This is a genomic window from Actinomyces urogenitalis DSM 15434 (assembly GCF_000159035.1).
Lineage (GTDB): Bacteria > Actinomycetota > Actinomycetes > Actinomycetales > Actinomycetaceae > Actinomyces > Actinomyces urogenitalis.
The window spans coordinates 744351-756214 of record NZ_DS999574.1 but is presented as its reverse complement, the minus strand read 5'-3'; the positions used below and the strand labels follow the sequence as shown (position 1 = coordinate 756214).

General features: G+C 68.7%; 6 protein-coding genes and 1 pseudogene. All 7 read right to left on the bottom strand.

Features of this window, described 5'->3' with window-relative positions; all coding sequences use genetic code 11:
- A pseudogene (locus HMPREF0058_RS12655) lies at positions 1 to 593 on the bottom strand (hypothetical protein); the annotation flags it as partial.
- Between the two features lie 214 nt (positions 594 to 807).
- Positions 808 to 3525: a pyruvate, phosphate dikinase gene (ppdK, locus tag HMPREF0058_RS03275; RefSeq protein ID WP_006548257.1), complete on the bottom strand. Its 2718-nt coding sequence runs from the start codon at positions 3523 to 3525 to the stop codon at positions 808 to 810.
- A 232-nt stretch (positions 3526 to 3757) separates the two neighbouring features.
- Positions 3758 to 5590, bottom strand: coding sequence for an MFS transporter (locus tag HMPREF0058_RS03270; protein ID WP_006548256.1), 1833 nt, complete (start codon positions 5588 to 5590; stop codon positions 3758 to 3760).
- The gene (locus tag HMPREF0058_RS03265; protein WP_006548255.1) at positions 5587 to 7434 is read right to left on the bottom strand and encodes an MFS transporter; all 1848 of its coding nucleotides are present in this window, start codon (positions 7432 to 7434) and stop codon (positions 5587 to 5589) included. The genes HMPREF0058_RS03270 and HMPREF0058_RS03265 overlap by 4 nt, the downstream gene beginning before the upstream one ends.
- A 454-nt stretch (positions 7435 to 7888) precedes the next feature.
- A complete protein-coding gene (locus tag HMPREF0058_RS03260) occupies positions 7889 to 10471 on the bottom strand; it encodes an ATP-dependent Clp protease ATP-binding subunit (RefSeq protein ID WP_006548254.1) in 2583 nt (860 codons plus the stop codon).
- A 253-nt stretch (positions 10472 to 10724) separates the two neighbouring features.
- Complete coding sequence (locus tag HMPREF0058_RS03255) at positions 10725 to 11354, bottom strand: response regulator (protein ID WP_248596996.1); 630 nt, start codon at positions 11352 to 11354, stop codon at positions 10725 to 10727.
- A 35-nt stretch (positions 11355 to 11389) separates the two neighbouring features.
- Positions 11390 to 11864 (bottom strand): sensor histidine kinase (locus tag HMPREF0058_RS03250; RefSeq protein WP_006548252.1); only part of this gene is annotated, 475 nt, incomplete at its 5' end.

Genomic DNA, 11864 nt, shown 5'->3' with positions numbered 1-11864 from the left:
CGCCGCGGCGCCCGGGCCACCAGCAACGGGCCGCCACCGGTCACGCCGTCGCTGCGCACGCGCTCAATCCCCACCAGCAGCCGCGTGCCCGAGGCCTCCTCCAGCTTCCGCACGTCGATGAGGGACATCTCCACGCCCGATCCACGCAGCAGGCTGGCGCTGGCGTGTACCTCCGGCGAGACCGCGCAGGTCAGCAGGACCAGGCTCGGCCCCGCCTCGAGGTGAACCGGCAGGGCCTCACGGAACTCGTTCCAGTCCTGGGAGAAGGCGGCCGCTCCACCGGGGTACCTCGCGGCCAGCTCGGCGCGTGCGGTACCACCGGCCTGATGCTGCCGGGCCAGCGCGGCGAGCAGGCCGGCCGGTCCCAGCTCCCGCAGAACCTCGACCGTCACCACCTGACCGGTGGGGTCCAGCGCCGTGAGCGCGTGCCCGTGGTCGATCGGCGTCCACTCCAGGGGCAGCAGCGGGAGCTCCAGGACGTCGATGAGCTGGCGGCGCACGGCCGCCAGGGCCGCGACGTGGGCCTCCTCGTCCGCCTGGTGGCCGATGCTCGTGGCCTCAAGCCGACCCTGCGTGAGCTGAAGGAACGTCATCGCGGTCCTCACCTTTCCTCATCCCCTGCGTGGCTGGCCCACCCGAGGCAACACTCGCCCGTCGGACGCCGCCTCGGCGCCCGTCATCCTCTCACGCTCACCTGGGTGCTCCTGCGCCCCTGCCTGAGCCAGGCTCGCCCGGTCCCCGCCGCCCGCAGCAGCGGGGCGCCGGGGACCGGGCGAGCTCGTCAGCAGGTCAGTGCAGGACCGGCGTTCAGTCCTCCTGGGAGGAGGGGTAGAAGATCGCCGCGCGCCCAGCCTCCAGCCGCGCCACCGGCACGCGGAAGGGCGAGCAGGAGACGTAGGTCAGGCCCACCCGGTGGAAGAAGTCAATGGACTCCGGGTCGCCACCGTGCTCACCGCACACACCCATCTTCAGGTTCGGCTTCGTGGCGCGGCCGTGCTCCACGCCCAGGCGCACCATGCGGCCCACACCACGCTCGTCCACCGTCTCGAAGGGAGAGACCCCGAAGACGCCGTAGTCGAGGTACTCCTTGAAGAAGACTCCCTCAACATCGTCACGCGAGAAGCCCCACGTGGTCTGGGTCAGGTCATTGGTACCGAAGGAGAAGAAGTCCGCCTCCTCGGCGATCGTGTCTGCGCTCACCGCGGCACGCGGCAGCTCGATCATGCAGCCGATCGGGAAGTCCAGCTTGTAGCCGGACTCGCCCGAGACCTCACGCAGGACGGCCTCAGCGCGCTCGCGAGCGATCTGGAGCTCACGCACCGAGCCCACCAGCGGGATCATGATCTCCGGGTGCGGGTCCCCGCCGGCCTTGAGACGCTCGACGGCGGCCTCGGCGATCGCCCGCACCTGCAGCTCGATCAATCCCGGCATGGTCAGCAGCAGGCGCACACCACGCAGGCCCAGCATCGGGTTGGCCTCATGGCTGCGACGCACGACGGCGAGCAGCTCCTCGTCAGCCGGGTCCAGGGTGCCGCGCTCGCGGTCCAGGGCCACCTTGACGCTGAGCTCGGTGAGGTCGGGGAGGAACTCGTGCAGCGGCGGGTCGATGAGGCGCACCGTCATCGGCTTGCCGTTCATCGTCTCGAACATCTGGATGAAGTCACCCTTCTGCAGCGGCAGGAGGGCGGCCAGGGCGTTGTCCCGTTCCTCCTCGGTGGAGGCCAGGATGAGGTTCTGGACGAACTGCTTGCGCTCACCGAGGAACATGTGCTCGGTACGGCACAGGCCCACGCCCTCGGCGCCGCGGTGGATGGCGTGACGGGCGTCGTCAGGGGTGTCTGCGTTGGCACGCACCTGCAGCCGGCGCACCTTGTCCGCGTGGCGCATGAGGCGGTCCACGCTGGTGACCAGCTCGCGGGTGTCAACGTTGCCAGCAGCGTCCAGCGCCTCCTCCAGGCCACGACGCAGGTAGGTCATAACCGGGGAGTCGGAGACGGGGACCTCGCCGAGGAAGACCTCACCGGTCTGGCCGTCGATGGCGATAACGTCCTCGGAGGTCAGCACCAGGTCGTCGCGCCCTGCCACGCGCACGGTACGGGCAGCGGCGTCGACCTCCAGCTGGTCCGCGCCGCACACGCAGGTCTTGCCCATGCCTCGGGCCACGACGGCGGCGTGAGAGGTCTTGCCACCGCGGGCGGTGAGGACACCGGCGGCCACGACCATGCCAGGAAGGTCATCCGGGTTGGTCTCACGACGCACGAGGATGACGGACTCACCGGCCTCGGTGCGGGCGATGGCCTCGGCGTTGTCGAAGGCAATGTGCCCGACGGCGGCGCCCGGCGAGGCGGGCATGGCGCGGGTGAGGACCTCGTTGTCCCCGGTGTGCTCGAACTGGGGGAACATGAGCTGGGTGAGCTGGTCACCGGTGACGCGGGTCAGGGCCTCATCCATGGTGATGAGCTTCTCGTCGACCAGCTGGGTGGCCACGCGGAAGGCAGCCGCCGCGGTGCGCTTGCCCACGCGGGTCTGTAGGAGCCACAGCTTGCCGCGCTCGATGGTGAACTCGATGTCACACAGGTCGCGGTAGTGGGTCTCCAGGCGGCGCATGGCGCTGCGCAGCTCGTCGTAGCTCGTGCGGTCCAGGGTCTTCAGGTCCGCCAGGGACAGGGTGTTGCGGATACCGGCCACGACGTCCTCACCCTGGGCGTTGACCAGGTAGTCACCGTAGACGCCGGAGCGGCCGGTGGAGGGGTCACGGGTGAAGCACACGCCCGTGCCGGAAGTCTCGCCCATGTTGCCGAAGACCATGGTGCACACGTTGACGGCGGTGCCCAGGTCGTGCGGGATCTTCTCGCGGCGACGGTAGATGTGGGCCCGCTCGGTGTTCCAGGAGCGGAAGACCGCCTCGGTGGCCATGTCCAGCTGAGCGCGCGGGTCCTGGGGGAACTCGATGCCGGCGTACTCCAGCACCACGGACTTGTACTCCGCCACCAGCTCCTTGAGGGCCTCGACGTCAAGCTCGTAGTCCAGCGTGACCCCACGCTCGGCCTTCTTGGCGTCCAGGCGCTCGGAGAAGTGATCGCCGTCGATATCCAGCACGGTCTTACCGAACATCTGGATGAGGCGGCGGTAGGAGTCCCAGGCGAAGCGCGCGTCCGAGGAGGCCTCGGCCAGGCCGAGGACGGACTCGTCGTTCAGGCCGATGTTGAGGACGGTCTCCATCATGCCGGGCATGGAGAACTTCGCGCCCGAGCGCACGGAGACGAGCAGCGGGTCCTCGGGGGCGCCGAGCTGGCGGCCCAGCTCCTCCTCCATCTCACGCAGAGCGGTGGTCACCTGGACGGCCAGCTCATCAGGGACGGTGCCGTCAGCGAGGTAGGCGCGGCAGGCGTCAGTGGTGATGGTGAAACCCGGGGGAACGGGCAGACCCAGACGGGTCATCTCGGCGAGGTTGGCTCCCTTGCCGCCCAAGAGGTCCTTCTGGTCCTTGTCGCCCTCACTAAAGCGGTACACGTACTTGGGCATCGTCGCCTCTCTCAGCTCTCATGCAGTCACGGCCAGCCGTGATCACTCATAGGACTCAGCGGCGCGACTGTGCGCCGCCACACAGGCACTCTAATGTGACCGAGGTCCTAGAACCAAACTGACCGTTTGTCAGCCCTCATGGCGACGAGTGTGCAGGTACGCCGTCGGGCGTGCAGCCGAGAACTGCACACCCGACGGCGTACCTGCACACTGGCCGGGCGGAAGGAGAGCGTCAGCGCTCCTGAGCCTCCAGGTCATCCTGCTCGGCCTCCAGGTCATCCTGCTCGGCCGCCTCGCGCTCCTCAGCCTCGACGACGGCGTCACGTGCAGCCTGGGTGGCGCGCTGAGCCTGCGCCAGCTGCTCACGTGCCTCCAGCTCGGCCGCCAGCGCCACTGCTACCTCGGCGCGAGCCTCCTCAGCCGTGGGCTCCTGGTCCAGCAGGCGGACCGGGGCCTGGGCGAACATCTCAGCCACGTCCAGGTCAGGGTTCTCCTCCTGGGTCTCAACCAGCTCGATCGCCTCCTCCTCGGTGGCCACCGAGGGCATCGAGCCCGGCAGCGGACGCCGGGCGGTCTCCGGCAGCGCGAACAGCGCACCGAAGGCAGCCAGCGAGGTCGCCATGATCCAGAAGGCCGGGGCCAGCACGCTACCGGTAGCCGTCACCAGCGCCTCCATGATGAAGGCCGCGGTACCACCGAAGACAGCGACCGCGAAGTTGTAGGAGATCCCCATACCGCCGTAGCGCGAGGCCGTCGGGAAGATCGCCGGCAGGGAGGCCGCCAGGTTACCGACGTAGGCCGCCACCGGATAGGCCAGCAGCGCCAGCCCCAGCAGAGTGGACCACACCTGGCCGTGCTCCATGAGCATGAAGGCCGGAACTACCAGGACCACGGCCGAGATCGCGGCAGAGAAGAGCACCGGCTTGCGTCCCACGTGGTCGGAGCAGTACCCCACTGCCGGGACCAGGAAGGCCACGAGCACGAGGACTGGGAGAGTGAGCAGCGGGCCGTGGACCTCGTCGTACCCCAGCGTCGTGGTGAGGTAGGTCGGCATGTAGGAGGTCAGCGCGTAGCCCACCGTGTTGGCACCGGCTACCAGCACCACCGCCGTCGTCAGCTCACGCCAGTAGGTACGCACCATGTCCTTCAGGCCCAGCGGACCTTCCTCAGGCTTCATGATGTCGGTCTCGGCAGCCGCCAGGTCAGCCGGCTCCTCGTCGTCGTTCTCCGCCTGCGCCTCGCGGAAGGCCGGAGTGTCCTCGATGCGCGAGCGCAGGTAGAGGGCGACGGCACCCATCGGCAGGGCGAGCATGAACGGGATGCGCCATCCCCAGGTGGCCATGACGTCGTCGGGCAGCGTGAGCATGAGGACGGTGACCAGGCCCGCACCCAGTGCGTTACCCATGTAGGAGCCCCAGTCCAGCAGCGAGGCGTAGAAACCACGCTTCTTGTCAGGGGCGTACTCAGTGACGAAGGTCGTGGCACCGGCGTACTCACCACCGGTGGAGAAGCCCTGGACCAGCTTCAAGGCGATGAGCAGGATCGGCGCCCAGACGCCCAGCACCGAGGCCGGAGGCAGCACACCGATACCAAAGGTCGCCACGGCCATCATCATCAGGGTGAAGGCCAGGACCTCCTTGCGCCCCAGGCGGTCACCGAGCTGTCCGAGGATGACGCCGCCCAGCGGACGGGCGATGAAGGTCACGGCGAAGACACCGAGCGAGAAGAGGTTCTGGGTGGTGTCTGAGGCCGCGGGCAGGAAGGCCTGGCCCACGAGGACAGCGACGTAGGCGTAGACGCCGACGTCGTACCACTCCATGATGTTGCCGACCACCGAGCCGAGGATGGCCTTGCGCAGCGCCGACTCCTCAACCACCGTCACGTCGTCGGCACGCAGACGGCGGCGACGACGCATGAAGGCGAGCCTGCGCTGCTCGCGCCGAATCCTCTCCGCCTTGCGCTCGGCGCGAGCCGCGGCACGCTCGGCCTTCTCCGCCTGACGCTCAGCGCGCCTGGCCGCCTCCCGCTCGCGCCTGCGCGCGGTCTCCTGCTCCGTCGGGCTCACGCCTCGTCCTCCGCGTCGTCCCGTTCCTCGCCCTGCTCACGCTCGCGCTGCTCAGCGGCGACGACCGCCTCGCGAGCAGCCTGCGTCGCCCGCTGGGCCCGGGCGAGCTCCTCACGGACCTCCTGCTCGGCAGCCAGAGCCACCTCGACCTCGGCACGAGCCTCCTCCGCCGTGGGCTCCTGGTCCAGCAGGTGGACCGGGGCCTGGGCGAACATCTCAGCCACGTCCAGGTCGGGGTTGTCCTCCTGGGTCTCGACCAGCTCGATAGCCTCCTCCTCGCTTGCCACCGAGGGCATCGAGCCCGGCAGCGGCTGGCGGGCGGACTCCGGCATCTGGGTAACGGCGATGAATCCTGCCACCGAGGTGGCGATCACCCAGAAGGCGGGAGCCAGCGCGCTGCCGGTCGCGGTCACGAGGGCCTCCATGATGAAGCCGGCCGTACCACCGAAGATCGCCACGGCCGCGTTGTAGGCGATCCCCATGGCGCCGTAGCGCGAGGAGGTGGGGAACAGCGCCGGCAGGGACGAGGCCTGGTTACCCACGTACAGGGCCACCGGCAGGGCCAGCATGGCCAGGCCCAGTAGCGTGGACCAGATCGCTCCGTGCGCCATGAGCATGAAGGCCGGGACAGCCAGGACCACCGCGGTGCCGGCCCCGGTGAACAGGATCGCGCGGCGGCCCACGCGGTCGGAGATCCAACCGGCCACCGGCACGCAGAAGGCGAGCAGCACCAGCACCGGCAGGGTGAGGAGGTTGCCGTGGACGGCGTCATAGTGCAGCGTCGTCGTCAGGTAGGTCGGCATGTAAGAGGTCAGCGCGTAGGCCACCGTGTTGGCCGCTGCCACGAGCACGAAGGCGGTCGCAAGCTCACGGCGGTAGGTCACGATCAGCGCCTTGAGGCCCTTGGGGCCCTCGTCGGTAGCCTGGATCGCGGCCTCGATGTCACCCACGGAACCAGAGCGCGGGGAGGCACCCTCGTCCTCCTGCGAGTCCTCGCCCTGCTCGCTCTGCGCCTCGACGAAGGCCGGGGTGTCCTCGATATGCGTCCGGAAGTACAGGGCGATCAGACCCAGCGGCAAAGCGGCCATGAAGGGGAAGCGCCAGCCCCAGGACTGCATGAAGTCCTCGCTGAGCGTCAGCTGCAGCACCGAGACCACGGCCGCACCGGCCGCGAAGCCCATGTAGGAGCCCCAGTCCAGCAGCGAGGCGTAGAAACCACGCTTCTTGTCAGGGGCGTACTCGGTGATGAAGGTCGTGGCGCCGGCGTACTCACCACCGGTGGAGAAGCCCTGGACCAGCTTCAAAGCGATGAGCAGGATCGGGGCAATGACACCGGCAGCCGCGTAGGTCGGCAGTACGCCGATGAGGAAGGTGGCTGCCGCCATCATGAGCAGGGTGTACGCCAGGACCTCTTTGCGCCCCAGGCGGTCACCGAGCTGTCCGAGGATGACGCCACCCAGCGGGCGGGCGATGAAGGTCACTGCGAAGACGCCGAGCGAGAAGAGGTTCTGGATGTGACCGTCGACGTCGGGGAGGAAGACCTTTCCCAGGATCACGGCGACGTAGCCGTAGACACCGACGTCGTACCACTCCATGAGGTTGCCGACGACCGAGCCCAGGACGGCCTTCTTCAGTGCCGACTCCTCGACGACCGTGACGTCATCGACCCGTAGCCGCCGACGCTGGCGCAGCTGGCGCAGGCGACGGCGCTCGGCACGAATCGCTGCCTTACGCTCGGCAGCCTCGCTCTTGTGCTGGTTCCTGGCGGCCTTCTTCTCAGCCTTGTTTCGTGCCCGGTCGGCACGGGTGCCCGTCGTGACGGACGAAGGTGTGGTCTTGTCCACGCTGCTTCCGATCCTGACGCGACCCCTCGGGTCAGGGCCGCTGCGAGTCGGCGCCGCAGCTAGCGGCACCTCGGAGGGTCCAGCACCTCAACCAACGAACCGCCGCAGCCAAGCCATGAGGCTCGGCCGACTCGGGACCGTGGGGAGTGGGGCCGCCTGACAGCACGGCCGGGCACAACCGGAACGGGTGCCACCGAGCCGCGACTTATCAGACAAAACTCCGAATCGCCGTTAATCATAACATTTTCATCATGGCTCTGGTCGCTCAGGTGGGGCAGTTCACGCCTGTGTGGGCTCGCCGACGCCGTCGCCCACCCTCGGCCCGACCAGCCCGACGCCGTCGCCCACCCCTGGTCACAGCCCCACCAGGACGCCCACATTGCGACGGACCGGGTGGCCTGGCACCTGCGTGCCAGACCACCCGGTCCGTATGTCACCAGCCAGCGCGTGCCGGTCAGGCGCTGTGAGCCTCTGTTGTGGCCTCAGCCTCGGAGACCACCGAGCCCTCGACGCTGCCAACGGTCCGCTCAGCCTCCTGCTCGGCGGCGATCTCGGCACTCAGCGGGTCGGAGCCGATCTTGGGGTCCCAGGGCTCACCGCGGAAGGTGAACTCACCCAGGATGCCCTCGCCCTGCGCGTCAACGATGACCTTCTGGCCCCGCTCGATCTCACCAAAGAGGATCTTCTCGCTCAGGGCGTCCTCAATGTCGCGCTGGATGGCGCGACGCAGCGGACGGGCACCAAGCACCGGGTCGAAGCCACGCTCGGCCAGCAGCTCCTTGGCGGCGTCGGTCAGCTCGATCGTCATCTCCTGCTCCACCAGGCGCTTGTCCAGGCGGGCAATCATGAGGTCGACGATCTGACGGACCTCAGCCTTGGTCAACTGCGGGAAGACGATGAGGTCGTCCACACGGTTCAAGAACTCCGGGCGGAACTGAGACTTGAGCTCACGGTTGACGTGCGCCTTCATCTCCTCGTACTCCATGGTCCCACCCTCGGTGGACTGGAAGCCGGTGGCCACGGCCTTGCCGATGTCCTTCGAGCCGAGGTTGGTGGTCATGATGATGACCGTGTTCTTGAAGTCGACCACGCGGCCCTGGGCGTCGGTGAGGTGACCGTCCTCCAGGATCTGCAGCAGCGAGTTGAAGATGTCCGGGTGGGCCTTCTCGACCTCGTCGAACAGGACCACGCTGAAGGGACGACGCCGCACCTTCTCGGTGAGCTGACCGCCCTCGTCGTAGCCGACGTAGCCCGGAGGAGCACCGAAGAGGCGCGAGACCGTGTGCTTCTCAGCGAACTCGGACATGTCGAGCTGGATGAGGGCGTCCTCGTCGTCAAAGAGGAACTCCGCCAGCGCCTTGGCCAGCTCGGTCTTACCCACACCGGTCGGGCCGGCGAAGATGAAGGAGCCGCCAGGACGTTTGGGGTCCTTGAGCCCGGCGCGGGTACGCCGGATCGACTTGGACAGGGCCTCGATGGCCTTGTCCTGGCCGATGATGCGCTTGTGGAGCTCGGCCTCCATGCCCAGCAGCTTGGCGGACTCAGCCTCGGTGAGCTTGACCACCGGGATACCCGTGGACATGGCCAGCACCTCGGCGACCAGCTCCTCGTTGACCTCGGCAACCTGCTCGACCTCGCCGGACTTCCAGGCGGCCTCCTTGGTCTCGCGCTCCTCAGCCAGGCGGCGCTCATCATCACGTAGGGCGGCGGCGCGCTCGAAGTCCTGGTCGTCGATCGCGGCTTCCTTCTCGCGCTTGACCTCGGCGATCTTGTCATCGATGGCGCGCAGCTCCGGCGGAGCAGTCATGCGGCGGATGCGCAGGCGCGCGCCCGCCTCGTCAATGAGGTCGATGGCCTTGTCCGGCAGGAAGCGGTCGTTGATGTAACGGTCGGCGAGCTTGGCAGCGGCCTCAATGGCGTCGTCGGTGATGACCACGCGGTGGAAGGCCTCGTAGCGGTCACGCAGGCCGTTGAGGATCCCGATGGTCTCCTCGATGGAGGGCTGGTCCACCGTGACCGGCTGGAAACGGCGCTCGAGCGCGGCGTCCTTCTCGATCTTGCGGTACTCCTCCAAGGTGGTGGCACCAATGGTCTGGAGCTCGCCACGAGCCAGCATGGGCTTGAGGATGGAGGCGGCGTCCACCGCACCCTCGGCGGCACCGGCGCCCACGAGGGTGTGGATCTCGTCGATGAACAGAATGATGTCCCCGCGGGTCCGTACCTCCTTGAGGACCTTCTTCAGCCGCTCCTCGAAGTCACCGCGGTAGCGCGAGCCAGCCACGAGGGAGCCCATGTCCAGGGAGTAGAGCTGCTTGTCGCGCAGGGTCTCGGGCACGTCACCGTGGACGATCGCCTGGCTCAGGCCCTCCACGACGGCGGTCTTACCCACGCCGGGCTCACCGATGAGGACCGGGTTGTTCTTGGTGCGCCGGGAGAGGATCTGCATGACCCTCTCCATCTCCTTGTGGCGCCCGATCACCGGGTCCAGCTTGCCCTCGCGGGCAGCGGCGGTGAGGTTGCGCCCGAACTGGTCAAGGATGGCGGAGCCAGAGGGGGTGCCCTTGTCCGAGGGGCCGCCGGCGGTGACCGCCTCCTTGCCCTCGTAGCCGGAGAGCATCTGCATGACGGTCTGGCGCACCGTGGACAGGTCCGCCCCGAGCTTGGTCAGCACCTGGGCGGCCACGCCCTCACCCTCACGCAGGAGGCCGAGGAGGATGTGCTCGGTGCCGATGTAGTTGTGGCCCAGCTGCAGGGCCTCTCGCAGCGAGAGCTCCAGAACCTTCTTCGCGCGCGGAGTGAAGGGGATGTGCCCGCTGGGGGCGGCCTGGCCCTCGCCGATGATCTCGACGACCTGGCCGCGCACCGCGTCCAGGGAGATGTCCATCGACTCCAACGCCTTGGCGGCCACTCCCTCTCCCTCGTGGATGAGGCCGAGAAGGAGGTGCTCAGTGCCGATGTAGTTGTGGTTGAGCGCCCGAGCCTCGTCCTGGGCCAGGACGACGACGCGGCGGGCGCGGTCGGTAAAGCGTTCGAACATCGCTGGTTCTTCTCCTCGGCACGTGCAAGTCGGTCTGTCGCGCCCGGCTGCCCTCCTGCGCGGCGGTCGCCCGAGATCGGGAGGCCGACACGATGGGAGGCCTGGCGCTGGCACGTGCTGGTAAGGCTAACCGCGCGAGTCCCCCGCTCATGCCACTGTTCGCAGTGGGCGTGAGCAAGGTTGAGCCGCATCGACTCAACACTGGCGACCACCGCAGGATTCCGCCGACGACGCGAGGCGAGCTCCGTCGTCGTCAATCCAGCTCGATCAGCCCTTGGCGCAGCGCCTCCATGACCGCGCCCGTGCGCGAGTCGACGCCGAGCTTGTTGTTGACCCGCAGCAGGTGCGTCTTGACCGTCGCCTCACTGATGAGCAGCTCCCGCGCGATCTGCGCATTCGACATCCCCCGCGCCACCGCGGCGAGCACCTCCCGTTCCCGCGGGGACAGTGCCGGCGCGGTGTCCGACGGCGCAGCCGCGCTTCTCCTGGTCGCGGCGAGTATGCGGGTGGTCACCGCCGGGCTCATGGCGCTGTAGCCGCGCACCGCGGAGCGCACGGCGCCCGCGATGTCCTCGCGGGGCGAGTCCTTGACGAGGTAGCCGGTCGCACCGGCCTCGACCGCCCGGAGGATGTCGGAGTCGGTGTCGTAGGTCGTGAGCACGACGACCTTGGGCGCATCGGCCTCCGCCGTGATCAGCCGTGTGGCCTCCACGCCGTCCATGACCGGCATCCGCAGATCCATGAGGACGACGTCGGGCCGCCAGCGCTGCGCCATCACGACCGCCTCCTGGCCGTCGCCCGCCTCCGCGACGACCTCGAGGTCGGGCTCGCGCGAGAGCATGCCGATGATTCCCGAGCGCACCACGGGGTGGTCGTCGACCACGAGGAGGCGCACCGTCGTCCGAGCCGCAGAGTCCGTCACAGCGGGATCCTCGCTTCCACCACGGTGCCGGTGCGTCCGCCGTCGTCCGGGGCGTGAAGCGGATCGATGGTGAGGCTGCCGCCCACAGCCTCCACCCGCGAGCGCATGCCGGACTGGCCCACGCCCTCGGGGCGCCCGCCGATGCCGACGCCGTCGTCGCTCACGCGCACGACGAGTTCGACGCCGCCGGGCGTCGCTTCCTGCTCGACGAGCACGCGGGCCGTGCGGGCCCGGGCGTGGCGCGCCACGTTCGATAACGATTCCTGGACCGTGCGCAGGACGACCACTTGGATCGCTTGCGTCAGGTGGGGCGGCAGGCGCAGCGTCATCTCCGTGCTGCAGCCGTGCGCCTCCTGCGCGGCACCGAGGCGCTGAAGCGCCGTCTCGAGCCCGTGCGAGCGCAGGCGGCTGGGACCGCTGCCCTCCACGAGCGCGCGAGCCTCGGCGAGGTTCTCGCGCGCGACCTGCTCG

What these genes read in the sequence shown, in the direction of transcription:
- ppdK (WP_006548257.1), bottom strand. Translation starts at nt 3,525, where the DNA reads ATGCCCAAGTACGTGTACCGCTTTAGTGAGGGCGACAAGGACCAGAAG.
- HMPREF0058_RS03260 (WP_006548254.1), bottom strand. Translation starts at nt 10,471, where the DNA reads ATGTTCGAACGCTTTACCGACCGCGCCCGCCGCGTCGTCGTCCTGGCC.